This is a genomic window from Bradyrhizobium sp. Ses1 (genome assembly GCF_059512365.1).
On the sequence record NZ_JCAMOQ010000022.1, the window covers coordinates 112,282 to 136,861 of the forward strand.

Consider the following 24,580-nt stretch of genomic DNA (forward strand, 5'->3'; position numbering starts at 1 on the left):
TGAGCGATGATAGATATAGCAATAATCGATTTCAAGAATGTCGTGAGATGTGGTCCTTTGGCGGAGACGACATGACTGGACGAGGCGTATGCGACCCTCACTCCTGCGCCTCATCCCGCGCGGACCGACATTGTTGGCGCTCGGCGTGCTGCTTGGGCTCGCCTTTCCGGCGCTTGCGGATTTGGCGCGCCCACTGATGCCGATCACGATCTTCCTGATCGTGCTCGGAACGCTATTGCGCATCGACAGCAAGGCTGTCATCGCCGCGCTGCGGCGGCCGTCACTCTCCGTGCTGCTTCCCGCGATCGTCATGGTTGCCTGCCCGCTGTTGGTCGGTATTGCCGGCCGCGTCTTGAACCTCGGTCCGGAACTCGCGCTTGCAATCGTGCTCGCCGTGTCGGCGCCGCCATCGAGCGGAACGGCGGCGGTGGCACGTATGCTCGGGCTCGATGGCGCGGTGCCGCTCGTGGTGACGGTGTTGTCTATGGTGCTGGCTCCGGTCACCGTGCCGCTTCTGGCGGGCTGGTTCGGGGGACTAGAGATCAGCGCGCTCAAGCTTGCGCTGCGTCTGGCGCTGCTGATCGGCAGCGCTGAAGGCGTGGCGTTCCTGGTCCGACGGCATGCGGCCTCGATGCTGGCGGCCCATGGCGAGGTCGTCGACGGGATCATTGTCACGGCGCTCCTCGTCTTTGCCGTTGCGACCATGGCCGGCATTCGCGCGCAGATCGCCGCCGATGTGCAAGCCGCCACGCTGTGCCTCGGGCTTGCCTTTGCCTGTAATATTGCCCTTCAAGCGGCGGGCGCCGTGCTGCTGCCGGGCAATCTGGGCCAGCGTCTGACTGTCGGCCTCATCCTCGGCAATCGCAATGTCGGCCTGGTCTGGTCGGCGCTGGGTGCTGCCGCCTCGCCGCGCATGGCCCTATACTTCGCCGCTGCGCAATTTCCGATCTACCTCCTGCCGCGCCTGATCGAGATATTGATCGGGCGGAACACTGGGAAGGCCAAACCGTGACCACGCCCCGTCTCACCCTCGATCACGCCCAGCATTTCGCCCGCATCGCGCTCGGCCATGTCAGGCGGGAATATCCCAACAATGTGGACCACGCGCTGGCCGAACCGGCGGACGCCCGCACGCCGAGCCAGCTGCACCCGATCTTCTACGGCAGCTATGACTGGCACTCCTGCGTCCACAGCTACTGGATGCTGGCGCGACTGCTGCGCCGCTATCCTGATTTTGCGCCGGCGTCTGACATTCGCGCGCTGTTCGACACGCAGTTCATTGCCCAGAAGGTCGCCGCCGAGCGTGCTTACTTCGCTCGCCCGACTGCCCGCGGCTTCAAGCGGCCTTATGGCTGGGCCTGGCTGTTGAAGCTGGCAACCGAGTTAGCGTTGCAATCCGATGACCGCTGGGGTCGCAATCTCGCGCCGCTGACCGAGGTCATCGTGCTACGCTTTCGCGACTTCCTGCCGCGAGCGACATATCCAGTGCGCGTCGGCACACATTTCAACACCGCGTTCGGCCTGCGCATGGCCGCCGACTACGCCGATATCAGCAAGGACGACGGTCTGACGAAGCTGCTGCGCGACACCGGCCAGCGCTGGTATGGCGAGGATCGCGATTGCCCGGCCTGGGGTGAGCCGAATGGCGATGATTTCCAGTCCTCGGCCCTGATCGAGGCCGAGTGCATGCGGCGCCTGTTGCCGCCGAACGAGTTCTTGCCCTGGTTCGGTCAGTTCCTGCCGCGATTGTCCGAGCGGCAGCCCGCCACGCTGTTCCGGCCTGCGTCGGTCAGCGATCGCACGGACGGCAAGATCGCCCATCTCGACGGACTTAATCTCAGTCGGGCCTGGTGCTGGCGTTCGCTCGGCAATGCGTTGCCGGCAGCCGACCCCTGTCGCGCCATTGCTCACGAAGCCGCGCAGGAACATCTCGCCGCAGGCCTTCCTCATATCGCCGAGCATTACATGGGCGAACACTGGCTCGCGAGCTTCGCCGTTCTCGCGCTCGATGACGAATGAGCGACACTGTTTCGATCATTCGGCAGCGATGATCAACCGAGGCCGCAACTGCGGCGCATCTGCGGTGTCGGTGACGCCTGAAGGGATGGAGGCCAGCAGCGACTTTGTATAGGGCTGCCGCGGATCGTCGAAGATGTCGGTGACGGTCCCATGCTCGACGATGCGTCCACGGTGCATCACCGAGACGGTGTGGGCGAGTTGGCGCACCAGCGCCAGGTCGTGGGAGACGAACACATAGGTAAGGCCGAGATTGGCCTGTAGCGAGAGCAGGACTTCGACGATGTCGGCCTGGACGCTGACGTCGAGCGCGGAGGTGGGCTCGTCGAGCACGATCACATCGGGTTTGAGCGCGAGTGCGCGAGCGATGGCCACGCGCTGGCGCTGGCCGCCCGACAGGGCCGCGGGCTTGCGGGATAGGAGGTGCTCGCTAAGCCCGACGTCGGCCAGGGCCTCGCGAACCCGCTCGTCGCGCTCCTTGCGCGTTCCGATCCTGAAACGGTCGAGCGGTTCGCGCACCAGCTGCTCGATCGTCCAGGTCGGGTCGAGCGAGGTGAACGGATTCTGATAGACCAGCTGAAGGTGGCGCCACACCGAGCGCAATGCCTCCGGCGAGCGACCGGTAATTGGTTCGCCGGCGACCGCGATGGTCCCGCCGTCGGGTTGCTCGAGGCCTAGCAGCAGCCGGACCGCTGTGGTCTTGCCTGAGCCGGACTCGCCGACCAGCGCGTGCGTGGTGCCGGCGGGAACGGTGAATGACAAATCGCTGGCGGCCGTCAGCGTCTTGCCGTCGACGGTGAAAGTCTTCGTGACGGCGCTGACCTCGATCTTCGGCGTCGCACCGGCACCGGTCTTGAGAGCTGATAAGCCAGTGTCGCGCAGCGCGGCGTAACGGTCGGGGTTAAGCGCCGGGACATCGGCGCGCAGCTTCCTTGCGTAGGCCGACGCCGGCGAGGAGAAGACGGCAGCAGTTCGGCCGGCTTCCTGGATGATACCGTCCTTGAGCACCACGAGCGAGTTCGCGCGTTCGGCGGCGATCGCAAGATCGTGCGTAATGAGCAGCAGACTGATCTTGAGATCGTGCTGCAGCCGCGCGAGCAGGTCGAGGATGCGCTTCTGGATCGTGACGTCGAGCGCGGAGGTTGGCTCGTCCGCAACCAGCAGTGCCGGCCGCGGCAGGATCGCCAGGCCAATCAGCACACGCTGGAGCATGCCCCCGGACAGCTGGTGCGGATATGAGTCGTAGACGCGTTGCGGATTGTCGAGTCCGACCTCGGCGAACGTCTCCAGGATGAGCTGCTTGCGGGTGGCCTTGTCCGACTCGTCGAGTAGCGCTGCTGCCTCGTGTGCCTGGGCACCGATCGTCCGCACCGGGTTGAGTGAGTTCGCGGGATCCTGCGGCACGAAACCGATGGCTCGTCCTCGCAAAGGCCGGAAGCCGCGCTCAGAAATCCCCAGTACCTCCTGGCCGTCGAAAGCAACGCGGCCGGTGGCGCGCCCGCCGCTCGGGAGCAGCCGCAGCACCGCGCGGGCGATGGTCGATTTACCGGAGCCGGACTCCCCGATGAGAGCGAGGCTTTCGCCGCGGCCGAGTTCGAACCCCACATTGGTCACGACCTCGTGCGGCCCGTAGGACACCGAGAGGTCATCGACCCGGAGCAGCGGAAGCGGGCGTAGCGGCACTGGCGCGGGGAGCTCGGCGCGTGTGAATACGTTGGCGGTCAGTCTGTCTTGCGCAGCCATCGGCTGATCCTGTTCACAGAGAGGACGGTCGCGATCGTGACGAAGGCGGGCGCGTACACCAACCACGGCCATTTGAGGTAGTCCTTGCCGATCGAGATCAACAGACCCCAATCGGAGGCGGGAGGCGGATCGCCGTAGCCCAGGAAGGCAAGGCTCGCGATCACCAGGATCGACAGGCCGAATTGCAAGACCGCGAGCGGGAGCACCGAGCGCGATGCGTTCGGCAGCACGTGCCGCAGCAGAATATGCCAGCGCGAGCCGCCCATCAGGAACGCCGCCTCGACGAAAGTAGCTTGCCGGGTCTTGATGACCTCCGAGCGCATCACTCGCGCGAACACGGCCACCGCGGAGACGCCGGTCGCAATCGCGGCGTTCGTCGTGTCGAAACCGATCGCGGTAACGACGATCACTGCCAGCAGGAAGTTCGGGATCGCCAGCAGCACGTCGACGAGGCGAGCGAGCACGATATCCACCCAGCCGCCCAGGAAGCCTGCGAGCAGGCCGATGAGGCCGCCGGTGACGGCGGCGATAGCGACCGCGATGAGTGCGCTCGTCACCGAGGACGCCGTGCCGTAGACGACGCGGGTATAGAGGTCGCGACCAAGGTGATCAGTGCCGAACCAGTGTGCGGCACTCGGGCTGAGCAACTTCTCCGCGGGAACACCGGCGATCGGGCTATGACTCGTGAACAAGCCTGGCGCCAGCGACCAGGCAATCACGATCAGGATGACCGCGAAGGAAAGCGCGACGGTCGGCGGCACGCGAAGAGCTGCCAGCCGGCCGATCGCCGTGACGCGCGAGGTGGAGGAGAAGGAGGCGAGGGTCATGGCGTCACCGCCGGGGATATCGCTGCGGCGCTGTCGTCCGCAGTGGTCGGGCGGACCCTGCGAACACCGATCAGCTTCACGCGCGGGTCGAGCAGCGGGTAGACGAGATCTGCGGTCAAATTGACCAGCACGAACACGACCGCCGCGAGCGAGACAACCGCCTGCAGGACCGGCAAATCCTGCGTGCTCACCGCACGCTGTATCAGGCTGCCAATGCCGGTGCGGCCGAACACCGTCTCGGTGATGAGCGAGCCGCCGAGCAGCTCGCCGATGGCAAGCGCGATGACGGTGACGACCGGGAGCGAAGACGGCTTGAGCAGATGTTTTGCAAATAGGCGCATCTGCGTCAGACCACGGCCGCGCGCGACCGCCGCGTATTCCTGCTCGGACTCCTTGTCGAGGTTCGCGATCAGCGCCTCGGCGATCCGCGCGGAGACGGGGATGCCCAGCGCGACCGCGGCGAAGAAGGTCGCCCAGAAGCTGTCGGGCGCGATCACGCGGAACAGGCCGAGCTGGAAGCCGAACACGTGGATCAGCACCAGGCCGATAACGAAATTGGGCACCGACAGGAACAACGACGGGAAGCCGCGCAGCAAACCCTGGCCGAATCGTTTCGGAAGAAATTGCGTACCATAGGCGATCGTCACCGCCAGCAGCAGCGCGATCGCGAACGCAGCGGTGGCGAGGATCAGCGTTGACGGAAGAACCTCCGCGATCAGAGTTGCGACGGGTCGGCTGGACCGCATCGACAGGCCGAGGTCGCCGATGACGAAATGGGACAGCGACGTCCAGAGCTGAACCGGAATCGGCTGGTCCAGGCCCTGGGCGGCGATGATCGCCTTGATCTCGTCCTCGCTGAACCCGTTTTGGGGGTCACGCAGGACGTTCGTGATGGGGTCGCCCGGCAAAATGCTGACGACGACGAACGTAAAGACGTAAGCGAGCAGGATCACGACGAGCGCCTGCGAGAGGCGCTTTGCGGCATAGGCAAGGTAAGCATTGATCATGCCGGCGCCCTCGTCGCGCTATTCGCTCGCATGGCGCCTTACTCGCCCTTCGTGGCCGTGTAATAGCTGGCGTACGCGATGCCGTTGTAGACTTCGCCCTTGAGCCTCGGGGACTGCACGTAGATCCGCTGGACGATCTGCGTGCGCGGAATGAAGTAGCCCTGCTCCAGGACGTAGGTCTGCAGCTCATCGAGCAGCGGATTGCGAACCTCGAGAGAGGCAGCGCCGGCAATCTTGTCGCGCAGCTCGTTGAGCTTCTTGTCGCTGTCGCCGAGATTGAACCAGTTCTCGCCATTGTTGGCATCGGTGAGGATGCTGGCGACCGTGCCGGCATCGATGAAGCTGCGGGTCACCTCATAGGCCGGCACGACCGGACCGCCGAAGCGGACCTTCTCGCCGAACGTTACGACGTCATAGGCGCGAATGGTGACCTTCCAGCCGATCTTGGCGAGCTGCTGGGCAATGAGTTCGTCGATCGACTTCGCCGTCGCGAGGTAGGGGTTGGAGTGAAGCGTGAGCGACAGCTGCTTGCCGTCCTTGGTGCGGATGCCATTGGCCCCTTTGACCCAGCCAGCTTCGTCGAGCAGCTTCTCGGCCTTACCGGGGTTGTAGGCCAGGAGGTCGCTGTGATCGGTCGCACCGGGGACGTTGCTCTGGATGAAGGACGTCGCCAGCTTCCAGTCCGGCGTATAGATGGTGTCGATGATCTCCTTGCGGTTGATAGCGGCCTGGAGCGCCTGGCGTACCTTCACATCGTTATACGGCTCCAGCTTGGTGTTGACCGCCAGGCCATTGACGAAGCCGAGATAGCGCGGGGTTGCGGTAGTAAAGCCGGCGTCCTTGAGAGATTTCAGCTCCTGCGGCGAGGGGCTGTAGGCGACATCAGCCTGTCCGGATTGAACCGCCGCGACCCGCAGCGATGGCTCGGACACGATCTTGTACGTGATTGAGTCGAGATAGGCCGGGCCGGTGTGGCCGACGGCGGCGGGACCCCAATTGTAGTCCTTGCGCTTGACCAGCTTGACGAAGTCGCCCTCCTTCCAGGCGGCGACCACGTACGGCCCGCTGCCGGACGTCTTGCCAAGGTCGGCCTGCTGGGCTGCGGGCTGCGCGAGCGTCTTTGGGGAGATGAGAATCGAGCCGTGATAGCCGAGCGTCGGAATGAAGCCGAGTGTCGGCGCCTTGAAGAAGACCTTCACGGTGGTTGCGTCGACGGCCTCGGCGCGGTCATAGGTCTTCGGGAAGAGGCCAACCGGGTTGATGCCCTCACTTTTCCGGCCAGCGTACCAGATGTCCAGATTGGCGATGACGGCCGATGCGTCGAGTGCGGTGCCATCGGAGAACGTCACACCCTTCTTGAGGTGTAGGGTGAACTGGGTGGCGTCGTTGCTCTGTTCCCAGCCTTCAGCGATCCAGGGACTAACCTTGCCATCAGCATCGACATAGACGAGCTTGTCGGCCACGTGGCCCCAGATGTGGCCTTGGAAGCTGGAGATGGAGCTGTTGTTTGGAATCCAGGTGCCGCCGAGCGAATCGATAAGGAAGGTGATGTCACCGCCATTTGGCGGAGCGCCGGCACTTTGAGCTGGGGATAGGCCCGTCATCGCCGTCAAGGTAGCCGCTGCAACAACGGAGGTTGCGATCAACAGCCGCCGTCGGGGGAGCAAGAGCGAAAAGAAGCGCGCGGTCATAGATAACCCCTGATGATTCGTGGCATCGGTCGGCCCACGGTCCTATGGAGATACTTCGGCACGGTCGACGTTTCTGCCTAGAAGAAGTGAAACGAAGAGAGCTGGCCATTCCAAATTTCGCTGGAGACGGGCAACAAATGCCTCGGGATCGGAGCAATGAGCGCGACCGCCATTTCGTCTCGGCGCGAATGTGCTCGATCGAGGTCGTCTTATGACAAGAATTAGTCGACTGTCGTTCCTGGCCGAGCGTCAAATCGAGTTCACCTTCGAAGCGCTCCTCTCAGGCTCGTCAAATCGCTTAGTGCATCGCCGTCTTGAAAAGACATTCTGCTAAACGCTGCGCGCGGTAGAACGGCATTCGTGCCAGCGACCGAAATACGAATTTTGCTACCATCGAATTGCGCGTCGGAGTTTGCGAAGGTGACGCCGTCTCAGCTGAGACGGAGCAAGTTCGATTTATGACGGATGCGTCGCTACTTTCCAGGCCTGCCGATACGAAGGTGGCGCCCGCAGCCAATCGCACGGAGCCGTTCCACCGTGCCGGCGAAACCGTTGTAACGGTGGTCGCCGATGTTGCGCGTCCATCGGAAGTATCGAGATTGCGCGCGCGTGCTCCGATCTGGCGCTCCGTCGCTTTACCCTGGCTTCTCCCGGTCGGCCTGCTGCTCATCTGGCAGTTCCTCTCTGCAACGGGGATCGTGTCCACGGCAATCGTGCCGGCGCCATCCGACATCTGGGACGCCGCGCGGCAGCTTGCCGAACGCGGGGAATTGCAGCACGACATCCTTGTCAGTCTCCGCCGGGTTGCGATCGGCTTCAGCATCGGTGCCTTCGGCGGACTGTTGATCGGCCTGGCCGTGGGGCTGTTCGAGCCGGTGCATGAACTCTTCGATCGATCCTTGCAGATGATCCGGACCATTCCGCACCTGGCGCTGGTGCCGCTGATGATCCTCTGGTTCGGCATCGGAGAGGAGCCGCGGCTTATTCTCGTCGCGATGGGGTCGCTCTTCCCGGTCTACATCAATACGGTCGGCGGCATCCGCAATGTTGATCCCAAGCTGATCGAACTTGGAAAATCCTACGGCCTCGGGCGCGCCGAGCTGGTCTGGTCCATTATTCTCCCCGCAGCGCTCCAGCCCATCCTGGTCGGCATGCGCTATGCGCTTGGCGTGGCCTGGCTCACGCTTGTGGTGGGTGAAACGATCGCGTCGCGGGACGGCGTTGGCTACCTCGTGCAGAATGCCCGTGAACTCCTGCGCATCGACATCATCGTGCTGGCCATCATTCTCTATGCCATGGCAGGCTGGCTGTCGGATTTCATCACGCGCTTGATCGAACGACGGCTGCTGCGCTGGCATCCGAACTATGCCGACAGGGTCAAGGCATGAGCGGAGCCAGCGTCAGCCTGCGTTCGGTCGGCAAATCATTCGCCGGCCGCAAGGTCCTTGACAACGTCGATCTCGATATCGCGGCCGGCCAGTTTGTCTCGATCATCGGGCCGAGCGGCGCCGGCAAGTCGACGCTCCTGCGTCTTGTGGCAGGGCTGGACGCGCCTTCGCTTGGCCGCATCGAACTCCGGACGACCGGCCACAAGGCGGACGTGCGACTGATGTTCCAGGAGGACCGGCTGCTGCCGTGGCGGACTGTGCTCGGCAATGTGTTGCTGGGCATCAAGGGCAAGAAGGACGAGGCTGGGCGCATCCTCGAAGGAGTTGGGCTGCAGGGGCGCGAGAGCGAATTTCCGGTCGGGCTGTCGGGCGGTCAGCGTCAGCGCGTGGCGCTGGCACGGGCGCTGATCCACGAGCCTGACTTGTTGCTGCTGGACGAGCCGTTCGGGGCGCTCGACGCCATCACCAGGGCTGCGATGCAGTTGCTGCTGGGGCAACTGCTCGCCGTGCGACCCCGCACCGTCGTGCTGGTGACGCACGACGTCGAGGAGGCGTTGCTGCTCTCCGATCGCGTGCTCCTCGTCAAGGATGGCGGCATCGCGCGCGATCTGATCTTCGACCAGCCGCGTCCGCGGCACCGCGGCGATCGGGTGCTGTCGGCTCTGAAAGAGGAACTGCTCGACGGCCTGCTGACGGCCGAGCGCGATTTGGTTGCCGTTGCATAACAAGACGGAGGGATGAAGTTATGACTTTTGGTGGTTGGACGCGCGGTGGCGCGGGTATCTCGCGGCGCTCGGTGCTGTCGATCGGTGCTGGATTTGCCGCGGCTGCGACGGGGGTGGGCAGGGCTCCGCGCGCGAATGCCGCCGATCCCGTGCCCCGGCAGCTGACTGTCGCGGTGATCGGAGACGGCCGCACCGGCGTCTGGGCATCGCTGCGGGCCGGCGTGGGCGGCCGCAATCTCGAGCAGGAGCTCGGCACCAAGATCGTCTGGCAACCCGGCTTCACGGCATCGCTGCCGGTGATGGAGGCGATCAAGGCCGGCTCCGTCGATTTCACCTTTGCTACCGCAACGGCGGTCGTAAACGCCGTTCCGGCGCGTGTTCCGATCGTGCCGCTTGCGGCCTATCCCTTGCCGGTCGATGAGGTCGATTTCCTGGTGCAGGCCAGTTCGTCGATCAAGACGGCGGCCGATCTGAAGGGCAAGAAGATCGCCCACCAGAACGGTACGACCGGCACCTACAGCCTGATCAAATATCTGGAGACCGCCGGCCTCAGGTTGTCTGATGTGCAGGCCGTCAGCCTGAGCGGGGCGGATGCGTTCACGGCTTTCGCGCAAGGAAGCATCGACGGCTGGATCCACTGGCAGCCGGCCACGGCGTTGGCGCTGACAAAGCTTGGCGGCAAGGCCCGCCTGCTGCCCGACGTGAAAACCTACGATTACGCCTTCTACGTCGCGCGCAGTGATGTCGCGGCGAAGTATCCGCAGCTCTTCGCCAAGTTCGTGAAGATCATCCGGGAGACCCAGGCCTATATCTTCGCGCATCCGGCTGAGTCCGTTGCGCTCTGGGCGTCGCAGGGCGGCTTTCCGCCGAATGGGACTGAGCAGGCCGTCTACGAAAAGCTTGTCCGCGATGCCAGATTGTCCGAATCGACCGCCGTCGCGCTGAGGCCGATCGATGAAGCAGCCGCGGCGTCGACCCAGGATCTCGCCGACAATTTCCATGCGCTTGGCGTTCTGCCCAACAAGGTCGACGTTCGATCGTTCCTGCTGGGCGCTCAATTCGACACAGCAAAGAAGGCGGTCGCGCTGGAGCTCGGTGCATAAGCAGCGACGGGCGGCCCAACAACACAGAGAAGCATCATGAACGCTCAAGCCGGCGAGACAGTGTCGATCACCTCTGCCACCATCGGCCATTTCGGCCGCTATCTGCTCAGCGCAGGAACGAACCATTTCATTTCCGATCAGCGTGTGGCGATCGGCGGCCCCGGCGAGGCAATTACCGCCGGCGAACTGCTGCTGTCGTCTCTTGGCAGTTGCTCGCTAGGCCTCATCCAGAAGACGGCGAAAGAGCTAGGCATCGTTCTGCGCGAGGCCGGATCCGAAGTCTCGTTCCGGCGTCACGCCACCGATCCGACCCAGTACGAGTGGATTCGTATCGGAGTGCACCTGTCTGGCGTGACGGCGCGCGAGGCTGAAACGCTAGTCGACGGCTTCACGGCCAACTGCCCAATCTACAACACGCTGAAGCGTGGCGGCCCCGTCGAGATATCATGGACGGTGAGCTGACCTATGCCTGACAAGAAACTTCACCTTGCCGCCTTTGTCTCCGCGGGTCCGGTCTCCGGCAGCCACGCCGGATGGCGGCATCCGGAAGCGGACGGCGATCTGCTGTCCGCCGCTTACTACCAGAATATCGGCCGGCTGTTGGAGCAGGGGCGTTTCGATCTTCTTTTCATTGCGGACATTCTCGCGATCCCGGACACGCTGGGCGGCAGCATGGACAGCCAGCTTCGCTACGGCGCGCTTGGAGCGCTGCGGCTCGATCCGCTGGTGGTGCTCTCGATCATCGCGGGTGCGACGAAGAATCTCGGTCTCGGCGCCACCATTTCGACAACCTACGCCCAGCCCTATGCACTGGCGCGGACGCTCGCGACGCTCGATCATCTCAGCGGTGGCCGCGCCGCTTGGAACATCGTCACCTCCTTCCAGGAGGCGGAGGCGCGCAATTTCGGCTTGACCGAGCAGCTCTCGCGCGAGGAGCGCTACGAGCGCGCCGACGAGTTTCTTGAGGTCGTGACCAAGCTGTGGAATTCGTGGGAGGACGGTGCGCTGGTCCGAGATCGCAAGACGCCGCTATTTGCCGATCCCGCGCGGGTGCACCGGATCGACCATTCCGCCAAATGGTTCAACGTGCGGGGCCCGCTCAATGTCAGTCGGCCGCCGCAAGGGCGCCCGGTCTTTATCCAGGCCGGCGCTTCCGATCGCGGCCGTGATTTCGCAGCCCGATGGGCGGAAGTCGTCTTCGTGACGCCAGGCCTGATCGACGTCGCGGTCGAATTCCGCAACGATCTGCGCGCCCGCGCTGTGCGGTTCGGTCGCGATCCGGACACGGTCAAGGTGTTGCCCGGCATCGTCCCGGTGATCGCAGACACGGACAGGCAGGCGAAGGCGCTGCATGACCAGCTTCACGAACTTTCGCATCCCGAGTCTGGTCTCTCGACATTGTCCTATCATCTTGGCGTCGACCTCTCGCGCTTTCCGCAGGATCAGGTCCTGCCTGAGAACCTCGATGTTCCCGGTGTCGAAGGGCACTACCGCGAAGTCTCCGAACTGACGCGACGCTCGGGCTTGAGCCTGGCCGAGCTGGGGCAGCGCTACGGTTCGGGGAGAACCACCAGCGGATTTGCCGGCACGCCTGGTTCGGTGGCCAATCGTATGCAGGAGTGGTTCGAGGCTGGTGCCTGCGACGGCTTCATGTTGCAGGTCCCATATCTTCCAGGAGGCTTGGACGAGCTGGTCCACGGCCTCGTGCCGGAGCTGCAACGTCGCGGCCTGTTCCGCACCGAGTACGACGGTTCGACCCTGCGCGATTCGCTTGGCTTGCCCCGCCCAGCAGGCTGACGGCCGCCCTTGACGTACCCGACGTTATGCTCTTGAGCTCCGCAATTCGGACCCAATCCGCTTCGCGACGTCCTCCTCAACTCACAATCGGATTCCAAGATGTACCGAGACGTTGCGGGGGGGGGGGACCCATGTGCGCCAACCGGCGGCGTATGCCCACTTTGCCCGGATAAGCCCTGGGATGGGACCAGAAACTCGAGCGGTTTAGTCCTCTGACGCAAGGCGGACGCCGAGTAAACGCAGCAATCGCTTCGCTGATATGTGCCAATGTGCCTTGGTTAACCTCGGACGCGCGCCGCAGCTTCCGATTTGAGCAAAGACCGATCGATCTTCTGTGTGCTTGCAAGCGGCATGCTATCGACAAACCAGATGCGGCGCGGATGCTGGAAAGCTGCAGCGTGTTCGAGGGCGAACTTCTTGATTTCGTCCTCGGTCGCGGAAGCGTGCGCGCGAAGAACGACAAAAGCGACGGGCTTCTGACCTTTAATGTCATCGTCGACCGGGACAACGCAGGCCTGCGCCACGGCAGGGTGCCGCTCGAGCATGGCTTCGACTTCGCCAGGATAGATGTTCTCGCCTCCGGAGACGAACATGTCGTCGCGTCGTCCGACAAAAGCGTAGAAGCCGTCGTCGTCAAGGCGGAACACGTCGCCGGTGACGTAATAGCCGTCCGGGGTGAAGACCGTGCCGAGTTCGGGGCGGTTGTGATATCGATTCATCAAGGCTGGGCTTTTGATCTCCAAAACACCTTCCTTGCTCTCCTGTCCGGTCTCGTCGCGCAAACGCAATTGCACTTTCGGATGGGCGTAGCCCAGTGTGAAAGGAGGCGTGGGTCTGCCGTCCGGGTGGCCGGCGAAGACGATCGGTCCGGCCTCGGTTGTGCCATAGGCATTCATGACACGCGCGTTTGGCAGCATGCGGTGAATCTGCTCGAGCAGACTCCTGCTCACCGGCGCGGAGCCCATTCTGATCACCCGTACCGACGACAGATCCGCAGATGCCAGTGCGTCCCGCTCGCGCAGCATCATCGCGATCATGGGCGGTACCGCTGTGAGCCAGGTGCAACGATAGCGATCGATCGCCCGGATATAGGGGACAGCCGAAAATTGCCACAGCAGCACGGTCGTAGCGTGCGATGCCAGCGCCAGGAAGGACAGCGCCAGCGCATTCATGTGGTAAAGCGGCGCGGCGATCAGCACACGTTCGTCTGCCAGCGGTTCTGTTTCCCGCCGCGTTCGTGCTACCCAGAGGTGCGCCGCATGACTGAGGACGACGCCTTTGGCCCGGCCGGTCGATCCGGATGTGTAGAGGATGAGCGCTGGTTCGTCGGCGCTTGGTGCGAATGCTTCGAAAGCACTGGGATCGGCGAGCTCCGCGAAACTGTTCAACCCGTCCCGTGAAAGCAAAGTGTGCGCAATGCCTTGTGGAGCCAACGCAAGCCGCTGCTCGTCGCAAAATAGCAGGCGCGCGTTGCTGTCGTTGGCAACATAGTCAATCAACTCTTTCGGAAAGCGATAGTTGATGGGAACGGCGACCAGCCCGGCGCGCATGATGCCGAGCACCACAGCGATGAACTCGACGGAGTTCGCGGCAAGAATTGCGATACGATCGCCCTGGCTGTAGCCGCGCTTGTGCAGGCTCCTCGCCACGGCATCGGCGAGGTCATCCAGTTCGCCGAACGTGCAACGCGTTTCGGCGAGCTCGGCATCGAAGCCAATGAAGGCGAGCCGGTTACGGTCAGCCGCAGGATCGATTATCTTGCCGAGATTGCTTGCCGTAGTCATGCGACGACCTCGATCAGCGCCCCGAAAGCCGGCAGCGCAACCACCGTGCGTTGGCTCGTCGAATCGTGTGGCAATCCGAGGGACGCCGCGCGGGCGGCAACGATCTGCGGATCGGAGCTTCGCAATGTCACGGCGGCGAAGCGCTCGATCCGCTCTGCGCCGACTTGGGAAAGCTCTCCGAATCTGGCGGCGAGGGTGGCGGTATCGGCTACCGTGAGTGCAAAATCTCCGTCGATGGCGCCGAGACGATCGAACCGCTCCCGCGTGGCTCCCGGATCGGTGCTGGCGACGGTCAACTCGACGATCCCGGTAACGGCATTGGGATGATCGAGCCAGTTCTTTCGCCAAATCAGTTCAGGCGTGTGATGCTGACAAAAATAGACGCGCCCGGCCGCGAATGAATCCAGCGCCAGCCGTACCGCGGAAAACCGCGCCTCGTACTCGCGTCCTTCAATGGTCAGCGGGCGCGCAAAGTTCTGCACTGGTTGCGCGTCGAAGCCCGCCTTTACGACAGCATCGCGTGTTGCGCCGGCATCCTTGCTGGCAAAGACCAGCCCATTGAGGCCGATCGGGCTGTCGATCAGCTCCTGGCGTACCTTGTCGCCGCCGCGGGGAAGTCCGATCAATTCGAGATAGGCATGCTCGAAGACCATGAGGTGATTGATAGAGCCGAGCGTCGGATGGAAGCCGCGAGGCGTAAGCTGAAAGCCGAGCCCTTCGAACAGCCGCGCGGCTGTGTCCGTTTCGAACTGCGTGTTGATCACTATGTGATCGAGCTGGATGCTCATCTAACGATCCTGCTGTGGCGTCAGATAGACACCCCGGCCGCTCGCGACGAGCTTGCCGGCGGCATCGTAGATCTTGGCTTCGGCGACCGAGAACTGCTTGCCGAGCTTGATCGCCTTGCCGACGGCACGCAGGTCGCCTCTGGCCGGGCTGTGATAGTCCACGCGCAGGTCGATGGTCGGCACACCGCGCCCGTTGCTTGACACCAGTGCCCAGTCGGCGGTGAGGTCGACGAGCGTTGCAAGAATGCCGCCATGCGTGTAGCCGCCTTCGACGTTGACGACCCATTCTTCGCGCCATTTGGCGGTAAGTTCGATTTCGCCGTCGCCGACCGACGTCACGTCGAGCCCGAGCCATTGGTGATAGGGCGCCTTGAGCAAGCGCGCCCGGATGTCATCGATCGAAGGGGAATTGTTGTTGGCCATCGGATGTGAATCTTTCGAGGGGGGAGACAAAGCCGGTTACGGCGTGACGACGACCTTGCCGAGCACCGTGCGGTCTCGGATTTGGGCGAGGCCTTCGACGGCCTGATCCAGAGGCACGGCGCGATCGATTAACGGATCGATTTTGCCCGCCGCGATCAGATCGAGCAGCGCCGTGAGGTCTTCCTCGTAAAAGCTGTTGGAGCCGCGGATGTTAAGCTCGAAGCTCCAGACGTAGCGGAGATCCTCCTTGGGGTCGTATCCAGCAGTGGCGCCGCAAACCAGCAAGGTGCCGCCGCGCTTGAGACAACGCAGCGACGGCAGCCAGGTATCGCCGCCGGTGAAGTTGATCACGACATCGACACCGCCTTCATGCGTCCGCCGCTCCGGCTTGCCGTATCGCGCGATCGCCCATTTCGAGAAATCCGTGGTCTGGTAGTTGACGACGTGATCGGCGCCGAGCGCCTTCAGTCGCGCGCATTTCTCGTCGCTGCCGGCGCAAGCGATGACCTCAGCTCCGAGCAGCTTGGCCAGGATGATGCTGGCGGTGCCGACACCGCCGCTCGCGCCGAGGATCAGGACTTTGTCGCCGGCCTTTATCGTGCGATGTGTGATCAGCATGCGATGCGCCGTGCCATAGGCGACGGGAAGCGAGGCCGCCTGCTCGAAGGTTACGGCATCTGGCAGGCGGATCAGTTGGCGCGCGTCCGCAGCGACATATTCAGCCATGCCGCCGTCGGTCATCTCGCCCATCAACCCGACCCCGGGCTTGAGCGGATTGACCAGCACGCGGTCGCCGACTTTCCAGCCGGTGACGTCGTCACCGATTGCGCTGATCGTGCCGGCGAGATCGAGGCCGATCACCACGGGAAGCGGAACTTTGATGCCGGGCATGCCGCGCACCGTGAAGACGTCGTGATAGTTGAACGAGGACGCGCCAACGCGAATGACGACATGACCCGCAGTCGCTTGCGGAATTGGCTTGTCCGTGACGATCTGCAACTGATCGAGGTCACCGTGGGCGCGGAGCACCAGGGCTTTCATTGTGCTGGTCATGAGATGCGATATCCTTACTTGAGGGCTTTGGAGCGTTCGTAAGGCCCGGTAACGAATAGGCCGTCGTTGAGTTCACCTTTGATGAAGCCGCCAGCTGTGAGCACTTCGTGCTGGCGCTTCAGGCTGGCGATGTCCGAGGGCTCGAACGCAACGCGGTTCATGGCGTCCCAGTTCTCGACATAGACGCGCGCATCCTTGGTGGGCAGGTTGGCGCTCTTCTCCAGAATGGTGACGACCTCGTCTTTGTGCCCCGCGCCCCACGCCAGCGTGTCGCGCAGGGCGGCAATGACATTGGCGACCGTGTCAGGTTGGCTGGTGATCAGCGCCGTGCTCACTGCACCGACACCGTTGTAGGGCAGCGCGTCAGACTTTGTCAGTTTGCGCCATTCATCGACGAAGCTGCCGAGCTTCCTCACCTTCAGTTCGCCGTCGATCTGCGCGACGGTCACCGAGCGAAGCGCCGCGGCATCGACCTGCTTCTGGGCGAGGAATTGGACCAGGCGGGACTCGTTGCCGCCGACCAAGGTGAAGTCTTCGCTCTTGATGCCGTAGTTGCCCGACAGAATCGCGCCGGCGATGACGGAAACTGACGAGCCCGCGGGCGACATGCCGACCTTCTTACCTTTCAATTCAGAGATCGACTTGATCGGCGAGTCGCTCGGCACCACGACCTGAACGTCGGCGGGCTGCGTCGCCGTGAAGATCTTGATGGGCACGCCTTCCGCGGCGGTGCTGAAGACACCAGCGAGCGGTGCCCCGAAGGCCAGGTCGATCGAGCCGGATGCCAGCGCGCGCAGCGGCGCGTTCACGTCCGGAAAGTGGACGAATTCCGCATCGATACCGCGCTGATGGAGGAAATCCTTGGACTGCAGCACTGAACCATAGCCGAGGCTTACACCACTGGTCCAATAGCCGATGCGAACCTTTTGCCCGGCCTCGGCCGGCACGGCAACGGCGACGGCCACGACAGCCGCGGCGGCAAGCAGAAATTTTTGGAGCTTCATGGAGGGAGCCTCATGGCTAAGGGATCAAGATTTCCATCGGAATAGTGCACGTTCCAGCGGCTTGAGCAGGCCGGCTTCGAGCGCCAGCATCAACGTCACCAACAAGAGCGTCCAGGCGAACACCTTGTCGCTCTGCACGAGGTCGGCGGCCTGGCGCAGGCGATAGCCGATGCCGTCGGATGATCCCAAAGTCTCGGCGACCAGCGACACCCGCCATCCAAAACCGAAGGCGAGGCGCGCCCCCGAGAAGAAGTGAGGGAGAATGCTCGGCAGGTAGACCTTGAAAAGAATTTGCGACCGCGACATTCGGAACGATCGTGCCAGGTCGACATATTGCCGGTCGACCGCCAGCGTTCCCTGCCAGACATTCGTGAGGATCAGTGGAAAGGCCGTCATGAATACGACGAAGACGGTCGTGGCGTCCGATATGCCGAACCAGATGATCGCGAAGATCGCCCAGATGGCCGACGAGACGGTGTTGAGAATGGAGAGGATCGGCTCAAAGAAGGTCGCCAGTGTGCGATTGGAGCCGAGGATGAGACCAGCCAGTGTGCCGGTGACTGCCGCGATCGCGAAGCCGCTGAAGACGCGGCTCATGGTAGCGCCGACATCGTGGCGAAACGTCGTGCTTTGCAGGAGATCGCCGATGGCACCGAGGACCTTGGCCGGTCCCGGCAAGACAAACGACGGCACCTTGCTTGCGGCATACCACCACAGCAAAGCGATCGCGCCAAACAACAGGCAACGCTGCAGAAATACGCCGGTGAAGCGGGTCAACGAAGGCATATCTATGCCTCGACCCGCAACTGGCGGATCTGCTCGCTCACGACCGGGTCGGTTGGGATACGTGGACGCGGCAGGTCCATCGTCTTGATGCTGCGGATGCGGCCGGGCCGCGGACTCATCATGACGATTCGATCCGCCAGCACCACGGCTTCTTCAATGTCGTGGGTGACGAACAGAATCGTAATGCCGTGCATTTTTTGCAGGCGGATGACCTCGCCATGCATCTGGCTGCGCGTCTGCGGATCGAGCTTGGAAAATGGCTCGTCCATCAGCAGGATGCGCGGCTCAACGACGAGGCTGCGCGCAAGCGCAACCCTGCTGCGCATTCCGCCGGAGAGCTGGTGCGGCCACGATTTTGCAAAATCGGATAGGCCGACATGTGCCAGCATGGCGTCCGCCTTCGCGCGCCGGGTCGATCTGTCCATGTGCTGCGCCTCGAGGCCGAATGCGACGTTGGCGCGGATGCTTCGCCACGGCAGCAAGCGATCTTCTTGGAACATATAGGCGATACGATCGCGGTCGCTTCGCAGATTGTTGACGGCGCCATTCACGCTGATCTCGCCGCGATCCGGCTGCAGGAGGTCCGCGATGATGTTAAGCAATGTGCTCTTGCCGCAGCCGGACGTTCCGATCAGTGCCACAACTTCGCCAGGCGAGACGACGAGCGAAATGTTCTCGAGAACCTTGAGCGCGTCGAAGCTTTTCTCGATGCCATTCAACGCAATAGCGGGCGTTTTGACGTCGTGCGCAGACAAGTGGAAGTTCATCAAATGGCTCGATGGGTGATGACGCAACCCTGAGAGTGGAGGGCGCGGTGAGTCACACTTAGTCAAAAGATGCAGTTGCGAAAAGTAATCTCGCCGATCCGCATGGAATAAGAACGATACTTTCGGTTCTTGGACTTATCGAGTGATTTCGTTCTCAATCTGAGGCGCGTGAGAGGAGAATATTCTGGGCAAGGATTTTCGGCCGATGCGGAGCACCGTGGATGAAAGGGAAGCTCGGCGGAACACGAGTGTTCGTATCGCGCAATGACCGGCTTTCATGCAGGTGGTCGTAAAACAATGTCGTGCACGTTAAGCGATGCGTTGACGCGATACTTTTGTCATGCGAAATACCCTTTGTAAATCAAGGATTTGGCATGCTTTTCTCTAAGGTGGCGTCGACGGTGGCAAATTGTTTCAAGTGCGAGCGGTTGCCGGGCACATTTTCCTTTCGGCGTTTTTTCACGATCACTTGGCTCGCCGCAGCAGCAGTTCTGGTTCAGGCGTCGCAGGCGCCGATACATGCGGCTGACCGCGTGAAAGTTGGTCTCGGCATCCCGCCAACGGTGACAGAAGGCAGCGTGCAATCCATTGCGGATGAACTCGGATTGTTTCGCGATGAAAATCTCGACGTCGAGTATGTGGTGCTCGCCGGTGCTGGCGCATTGCTGCCGCAACTCTTGCAGAAGAACATCACGATCGCGCTGCCGCTTCCTGAGACGCTGCTCTCTGCTCACAAACCAGGGAGCGAGCCGTTGCCGGTCTCGTACTTCTACAATGCTGGTCCGAGGAATACGCTCGAACTCGCTGTCAAGGCAGAATCTGATATTCGCACGATCGCCGACCTGCGTGGCAAGAGCATCGGTGTTGGTGCGCTGACGTGGGGGACGATACCGCAGACTCGTGCTTTGCTCCGTGCGGCAGGCTTGACGCCGGGCAAGGACGTGCAGATCGTTGCAGTCGGCGTTCTTGGCGCCGGCTTTCACGCGCTGCGCGAAGACCGCGTGCAGGCGTTGAACTTCAACAGCACATGGATCGACTTGCTGGAGCAGGAAGGCGTGGCCGCGCGCAGGCTCGCTTATCCGCCTGCGTTCCGCCAAACGGTAGTGAACGGATATATCGCGCATCGCTCGACGCTCGACGACAATCCGGATCTACTCGAGCGTTTCGGGCGCGCCTGGACCAAGGCGCTGGTGGTGTGCGATACCAACCCACGCGGCTGTGTCGAGGCATTCTGGCGAAAGAATCCATCGGCGCGGCCGCAGGGTGACGCCGCCGTGGCTCTGGCAGCCAACGTCCGCCTGCTGCAGCGATGGATCGAGCCATTGCTACGCGATTCGGACGGTAAGGCGCGCGTGCCGGGTGCCTACGATCTCGACGTCATCCGCACCTATGTCGGCGAGATGTATCGCTATGGCGAATTCGCGTCCGAAGACATTCCTCTCGATGCCTATTTCAGCAACAAACTGGTCCCCGGCTTCGTCAAATTTGATCGTGACGCTCTCGTCGCCCGCGCTCGCGCGCTGCCATGACCGCTGTTGGACTTGAGGCGACGTCCCGGCCGGCGCTGGTTGCGCTGTCCGGCGTCCGCTTCTCATATCCGGGGCGCGCGAACGCTCCGGTGCTCGACGACTTGTCGCTTTCGGCGGAGGCGGGGGAGTTCCTTGCCGTGCTGGGCCCCTCCGGTGGCGGCAAGTCGACGCTCCTGAAGCTGCTCGCTGGACTTGCAATCGCGCAGGCGGGACGGGTGATGGTGGGCAACACGGAGGTCCGTCGTCCGCATCGCGATGTCGGCATGGTGTTTCAGCGGCCGACATTACTTCCGTGGCGTAATGTGCGCGATAACGTCTTGTTGCCCGTCGGCTTTGCCCGCGGCGCCAGCAGCGAGGAAGCGGCGCGGGCCGATCGCCTGCTTGAGATGACGGGGCTGCTCGAAAGCGCACATCTTTATCCCGATCAACTCTCCGGCGGCATGGCGCAGCGCGTGGGGTTAGCGCGTATGCTTCTGCATGATCCCCGTCTTTTGCTGCTCGACGAGCCTTTCTCTGCTCTCGATGCGATGACGCGCGAGCGGCTGTCGCTTGAACTTCAGCGCATCTGGATGACGGAGCGGCGGACCGCGATCTTCGTCACACATTCGATACCGGAGGCGCTGTTCCTGGCCGACCGCGTCGTGGTGCTCGCCGGGCGCCCGGCGCGCATTTTGGCGGACATCAAGGTCGATCTGCCGCGCCCGCGCACGCTTGAGACGATGGGAGGCGGGACATTCAACACATTGGCGCTCGAACTGCGTCGTCTGTTCGACGCCGTCGCCAGCAATAGTGGAACGGCACGATGAAGTGGTTGAGGTGGCTGGTGCCGCCACTGGTGACGCTATCGCTCATTCTCGCAGCATGGAGCTACGCGACAGGTCCCGGCGGCCTCCCGCCTTATTTGCTGCCTGCGCCCTCGGCCGTGGCTCAAGCCCTGTGGTCAGGACTGGCCTCGGGAGAGTTTTGGCCGCATATTGTGTTCACTATGTCGTCTACGCTCATTGGCTACGCGATTGGCTCGATCCTCGCGATCGTAGCGGGTGTGCTGGTGGCGGAAAGCCAACTCTTCGAGCGCTTCGTCTTTCCCTATATTGTGGCAATACAGGCCACTCCCAAGGTCGCGCTCGCGCCGCTGATCCTCGTCTGGTTCGGTTTTGGTCTCGGGTCGAAAGTCGTTCTGGTCGCTCTGATCTGCTTTTTTCCGCTGCTCGTGAACACGATCGGCGGCATCCGCCGGACTGATCCGGAGCTGGTGGCGATGGCGCGGTCCTTCTCACGTCCGTCCTGGTGGATATTTCTTCATATCAAGCTGCCGGCGGCTGCGGGCGCGATTTTCGCGGGCCTCGAGATCGGTATCGTGCTGGCACTGATCGGCGCTGTTGTCGGCGAGTTCGTCGCGGCCGAGCGCGGCGTTGGTTACCTGATCGGCGCGGCGACGGTGAACATGAACGTAGCTGCGATGTTCGCGGGCGTTCTCATCCTTGCCGTTTTCGGCGTCTTCAGCAGCTTCGCCGTTCGGGCGGTGCAAAGGCGCGTCGTATTCTGGGAACACGTGCCCAGTGATCTGCCAACCGGGGAGCGTCCATGACGTCACAGTCCAGCAAGATCGATCAACGCCTCGCTTTTGCATCGGCGACCGAACTCCTCGCTCGCCTGAGAAACAAGGAGTTCTCGGCCAGAGCGCTGCTCGAATTTCATATCGAGCGGCTCGACAAGGTTAACAGCTCGATAAATGCGGTCATCTTCACAGACCTCGCCGCTGCACGTGCACGCGCCGACGAGGCGGACGCCGTGGCAGCGAAAGGGCAGACCTGGGGGCCTCTCCATGGGCTGCCTGTCACCGTGAAAGAGAGCAACAATGTCGCCGGTTGGCCGACGACCTATGGCGATCCCGCGCTGAAGGATTTCATCGCACCGCGCAGCGCCGTGATTATCGATCGGTTGCGATCCGCAGGCGCAATTATCTTCGGCAAGACGAATGTTCCGCTGAATCTGATCGATTGGCAGAGTTATAATGCAATCCATGGCACCACGCGCAATCCGTGGGATCTCAATCGAACCCCCGGCGGGTCGTCCGGAGGCGCCAGTGCTGCACTTGCTGCCGGACTGACGCCGCTCGAGCTTGGTAGCGACGCAGGCGGGTCCATCCGCATGCCGGCTCACTTCTGCGGCGTGTTCGGTCATAAGCCGACGCCTGGAATCGTTCCCGATCTCGGCAACGAGCGCGCAGGCAGTCTGATCGGCAACGATCTCGTCACGAGTGGGCCACTTGCGCGTTCGGTCGCCGACCTCTCGCTCGCTCTGAATATTCTGGCGGGACCGGCAGGCGATGCAGCCAGCGGATGGCGCCTCGAACTGCCAGAGCCGCGGGCGACCCGACTGAGAGATTTCCGCATTTCGATCGTCACCAATTCGCCGGTTGCGGAGGTTGACGAGCCCTATCGCGCGGCGATACGCGCTCTGGCTGCTCGATTGAGGGAGGAGGGCGCGAGCGTCGTCGAGGAGGCCCTCCCGTTCACCGATCATGCATCATACCATGCGACTTACGTGCAGCTGTTGCGCGGCTCTGCAACGGCCCGGCTGCCCGTTGCGGTATTTGACAATGCGGTACGCCGCAGCGAGGAGCAGGGAGCAAACGTCACTCCTTATGTCCTGCAGACGGCTCGGGCCTATGCGCAACGCCATCGCGATTGGCTCCTGGCCGAAGAGAGACGCGCGCACTTGAAGAGAGATTGGGCTGACTTCTTCGAACGGTTCGATGTGGTGATTGCGCCGGCGACGGTCAGCGCAGCATTTCCGATTGACGAAGCGAAACCGCGCGAGGAACGCACGCTGCGGATTAATGGTCACGACGTGGATTACAACGACCAGCTCTTCTGGGCCGGCCTCGCAACGCTCCCGTCTTTGCCAGCAACAGCAGTGCCGATTGGTTTGGTCGATGGGTTGCCGATCGGCGTGCAGATCATCGGTCCGCATCTGCATGATCGCACGACGCTTGCCTTTGCCGCAGAATTGGAGCGGTTTTATCCATTTGTCGCTCCCGCGGCTTTCAGCTAGTCGCTAGATGAGTCGATCTTCTTGACGTTCCTGGCGCATGGCAGACATCGGTTTACTCAAGCGGTCGTTTGCCATGGACTTTCGGGAGAACTATTTTATCTGCTGGCCAGGTTGCTATCGCGCCGGCGCCCGAAAAACAGCTCGGTAGAGCGCGGCGCTGGTGCCAAGACGTGTCCTGAAATGATGCCTTATCGGGTAGGCCAAGGGCCGGACCGTCATTTCCGCTCTACTCCTAACAGCAGAAGTTGGCGCTTGCCGCCGGCAGGTCTCCGAAGGGCCCAATAAGAGAAATACCTGCTATCATTAGACGCATAACGATAACACGTACCTGGACAGCAACAACCGGCGGTCCTCACCTGCTGATTGCTGATGAACAACTCCGGTACTGGCGGGGTATCGAGGGATGGCGCGATCATAGAGATCCGGCTGACCAAAGTGGCTATGCCCGTGCGTGCAGAGTAACGACTTGGCTGGGATTAATCGCCTGCCACCATGGCAGCGCTGTCGTGGTATCTGGGCCCATATCTGACGATCCCTTCGTCCATCCCGGATGCCGGCTCGTCGAGGTAAAGCGGACATAGGTCCGATTGATCGACGTTCGTCCTCGACCCACGACATCCGCAATGAAAAGCCTCCGCCATCTGGCGGGGCTTTATGTGTTTCAGCCTAGGGGACCAACTTTGCCCCGATTAGAGGACCAACTTATAGGGGACCAACTTTGCCCGCGGCTGCAATCCCACACTCAAGTCGAAATATCAACTGCAGCCGGTTGTACTTCCACACCTGATGCACTCTATGAAGGTGCCGTTCCGCACCAGTCGAGGCGAGTAGTCCAGGTTGGACGGCGCGAGTTTAAATTTGTTCCGCGTCCTGCAGTGTTGGTGCCTCTTACATGAGGTCTGACGACACCTAGGAGCGGGCGCAGAGTCAGATCATGCGAATCCGAGTCAGGTCTGCTGCGAACCGATAGACGCTGATTTCACTGGTGGGCCCGGCAGGACTCGAACCTGCAACCAGACCGTTATGAGCGGCCGGCTCTAACCATTGAGCTACAGGCCCCGCCGCGAGCCGCCACAATCCGTGGGCCGGCAA

General features: G+C 62.5%; 22 protein-coding genes and 1 tRNA gene. 11 read left to right on the forward strand and 12 right to left on the reverse strand.

From position 1 onward, the window contains the following. The first annotated feature begins 88 nt into the window (after positions 1-88). Together AC5ZG5_RS24320 and AC5ZG5_RS24325 are read left to right on the forward strand one after the other, a co-directional pair. A complete protein-coding gene (locus tag AC5ZG5_RS24320) occupies positions 89-1,012 on the forward strand; it encodes a hypothetical protein (protein WP_456642102.1) in 924 nt (307 codons plus the stop codon). Beyond that, on the forward strand, positions 1,009-2,019 hold the full coding sequence (locus AC5ZG5_RS24325; RefSeq protein ID WP_456642101.1) for a DUF2891 domain-containing protein: 1,011 nt from the start codon (positions 1,009-1,011) through the stop codon (positions 2,017-2,019). The genes AC5ZG5_RS24320 and AC5ZG5_RS24325 overlap by 4 nt, the downstream gene beginning before the upstream one ends. Before the next feature lie 15 nt (positions 2,020-2,034). Here the strand turns inward: AC5ZG5_RS24325 and AC5ZG5_RS24330 are convergent, their stop codons facing one another. Genes AC5ZG5_RS24330 through AC5ZG5_RS24345 form a run of 4 tightly spaced genes read right to left on the reverse strand, consistent with a single transcriptional unit; the run spans position 2,035 to position 7,284 of the window. After that, positions 2,035-3,759 (reverse strand): dipeptide ABC transporter ATP-binding protein, encoded by a 1,725-nt coding sequence (locus AC5ZG5_RS24330; RefSeq protein ID WP_456642100.1) that lies wholly within the window; start codon positions 3,757-3,759, stop codon positions 2,035-2,037. Further along, positions 3,738-4,586, reverse strand: coding sequence for an ABC transporter permease (locus AC5ZG5_RS24335; RefSeq protein WP_456642099.1), 849 nt, complete (start codon positions 4,584-4,586; stop codon positions 3,738-3,740). The genes AC5ZG5_RS24330 and AC5ZG5_RS24335 overlap by 22 nt, the downstream gene beginning before the upstream one ends. Beyond that, positions 4,583-5,593, reverse strand: a complete 1,011-nt coding sequence (locus tag AC5ZG5_RS24340) for an ABC transporter permease (protein WP_456642098.1) — start codon at positions 5,591-5,593, stop codon at positions 4,583-4,585. Before AC5ZG5_RS24340 ends, AC5ZG5_RS24335 begins: the two co-directional genes overlap by 4 nt. A 38-nt stretch (positions 5,594-5,631) precedes the next feature. Continuing rightward, the gene (locus AC5ZG5_RS24345) at positions 5,632-7,284 is read right to left on the reverse strand and encodes an ABC transporter substrate-binding protein (protein ID WP_456642097.1); all 1,653 of its coding nucleotides are present in this window, start codon (positions 7,282-7,284) and stop codon (positions 5,632-5,634) included. Between the two features lie 770 nt (positions 7,285-8,054). On the opposite strand from AC5ZG5_RS24345, the gene AC5ZG5_RS24350 reads away from it, so the two are divergent. The 5 genes from AC5ZG5_RS24350 to AC5ZG5_RS24370 are packed head-to-tail and all read left to right on the forward strand — an operon-like array spanning position 8,055 to position 12,297. Then, positions 8,055-8,672 carry an ABC transporter permease subunit gene (locus tag AC5ZG5_RS24350; RefSeq protein ID WP_245474698.1) on the forward strand — a complete coding sequence of 206 codons (618 nt, stop codon included), beginning with the start codon at positions 8,055-8,057 and terminating at the stop codon, positions 8,670-8,672. After that, positions 8,669-9,397: an ABC transporter ATP-binding protein gene (locus AC5ZG5_RS24355; protein ID WP_456642096.1), complete on the forward strand. Its 729-nt coding sequence runs from the start codon at positions 8,669-8,671 to the stop codon at positions 9,395-9,397. Before AC5ZG5_RS24350 ends, AC5ZG5_RS24355 begins: the two co-directional genes overlap by 4 nt. Positions 9,398-9,417: 20 nt before the next feature. Beyond that, the gene (locus tag AC5ZG5_RS24360) at positions 9,418-10,500 is read left to right on the forward strand and encodes an ABC transporter substrate-binding protein (RefSeq protein ID WP_456642095.1); all 1,083 of its coding nucleotides are present in this window, start codon (positions 9,418-9,420) and stop codon (positions 10,498-10,500) included. A gap of 36 nt (positions 10,501-10,536) precedes the next feature. After that, positions 10,537-10,962, forward strand: a complete 426-nt coding sequence (locus AC5ZG5_RS24365; RefSeq protein ID WP_130225758.1) for an OsmC family protein — start codon at positions 10,537-10,539, stop codon at positions 10,960-10,962. A 3-nt stretch (positions 10,963-10,965) separates the two neighbouring features. Next, positions 10,966-12,297 (forward strand): LLM class flavin-dependent oxidoreductase, encoded by a 1,332-nt coding sequence (locus tag AC5ZG5_RS24370; protein ID WP_456642094.1) that lies wholly within the window; start codon positions 10,966-10,968, stop codon positions 12,295-12,297. A 278-nt stretch (positions 12,298-12,575) separates the two neighbouring features. Here AC5ZG5_RS24370 and AC5ZG5_RS24375 read toward each other — a convergent pair whose 3' ends face one another. Genes AC5ZG5_RS24375 through AC5ZG5_RS24405 form a run of 7 tightly spaced genes read right to left on the reverse strand, consistent with a single transcriptional unit; the run spans position 12,576 to position 18,902 of the window. Next, positions 12,576-14,081: a class I adenylate-forming enzyme family protein gene (locus AC5ZG5_RS24375; protein ID WP_456642093.1), complete on the reverse strand. Its 1,506-nt coding sequence runs from the start codon at positions 14,079-14,081 to the stop codon at positions 12,576-12,578. After that, complete coding sequence (locus AC5ZG5_RS24380; protein WP_456642092.1) at positions 14,078-14,869, reverse strand: VOC family protein; 792 nt, start codon at positions 14,867-14,869, stop codon at positions 14,078-14,080. Before AC5ZG5_RS24380 ends, AC5ZG5_RS24375 begins: the two co-directional genes overlap by 4 nt. Then, positions 14,870-15,292, reverse strand: a complete 423-nt coding sequence (locus AC5ZG5_RS24385; RefSeq protein WP_130225762.1) for a PaaI family thioesterase — start codon at positions 15,290-15,292, stop codon at positions 14,870-14,872. It abuts the gene before it with no gap. A gap of 36 nt (positions 15,293-15,328) precedes the next feature. After that, the gene (locus tag AC5ZG5_RS24390; RefSeq protein WP_496132331.1) at positions 15,329-16,333 is read right to left on the reverse strand and encodes a zinc-binding dehydrogenase; all 1,005 of its coding nucleotides are present in this window, start codon (positions 16,331-16,333) and stop codon (positions 15,329-15,331) included. 26 nt (positions 16,334-16,359) lie between these two features. Next, complete coding sequence (locus AC5ZG5_RS24395; RefSeq protein WP_456642090.1) at positions 16,360-17,349, reverse strand: ABC transporter substrate-binding protein; 990 nt, start codon at positions 17,347-17,349, stop codon at positions 16,360-16,362. Positions 17,350-17,373: 24 nt separating this feature from the next. Then, complete coding sequence (locus AC5ZG5_RS24400; protein ID WP_456642089.1) at positions 17,374-18,135, reverse strand: ABC transporter permease; 762 nt, start codon at positions 18,133-18,135, stop codon at positions 17,374-17,376. A 2-nt stretch (positions 18,136-18,137) separates the two neighbouring features. Further along, entirely contained in the window at positions 18,138-18,902 is a 765-nt protein-coding gene (locus AC5ZG5_RS24405; protein ID WP_456671172.1) for an ABC transporter ATP-binding protein, read from the reverse strand. A 578-nt stretch (positions 18,903-19,480) separates the two neighbouring features. On the opposite strand from AC5ZG5_RS24405, the gene AC5ZG5_RS24410 reads away from it, so the two are divergent. The 4 genes from AC5ZG5_RS24410 to AC5ZG5_RS24425 are packed head-to-tail and all read left to right on the forward strand — an operon-like array spanning position 19,481 to position 23,488. Continuing rightward, positions 19,481-20,431 carry an ABC transporter substrate-binding protein gene (locus AC5ZG5_RS24410; RefSeq protein ID WP_456642087.1) on the forward strand — a complete coding sequence of 317 codons (951 nt, stop codon included), beginning with the start codon at positions 19,481-19,483 and terminating at the stop codon, positions 20,429-20,431. Next, a complete protein-coding gene (locus AC5ZG5_RS24415) occupies positions 20,428-21,237 on the forward strand; it encodes an ABC transporter ATP-binding protein (protein WP_130225767.1) in 810 nt (269 codons plus the stop codon). The genes AC5ZG5_RS24410 and AC5ZG5_RS24415 overlap by 4 nt, the downstream gene beginning before the upstream one ends. Positions 21,238-21,254: 17 nt before the next feature. Then, positions 21,255-22,019 carry an ABC transporter permease gene (locus tag AC5ZG5_RS24420; RefSeq protein ID WP_456642086.1) on the forward strand — a complete coding sequence of 255 codons (765 nt, stop codon included), beginning with the start codon at positions 21,255-21,257 and terminating at the stop codon, positions 22,017-22,019. Further along, positions 22,016-23,488 carry an amidase gene (locus AC5ZG5_RS24425; protein WP_456642085.1) on the forward strand — a complete coding sequence of 491 codons (1,473 nt, stop codon included), beginning with the start codon at positions 22,016-22,018 and terminating at the stop codon, positions 23,486-23,488. Before AC5ZG5_RS24420 ends, AC5ZG5_RS24425 begins: the two co-directional genes overlap by 4 nt. Before the next feature lie 983 nt (positions 23,489-24,471). On the opposite strand, the gene AC5ZG5_RS24430 is transcribed toward AC5ZG5_RS24425, so the two are convergent. Next, positions 24,472-24,547 (reverse strand) — tRNA-Ile (locus AC5ZG5_RS24430). Positions 24,548-24,580 lie beyond the last annotated feature (33 nt).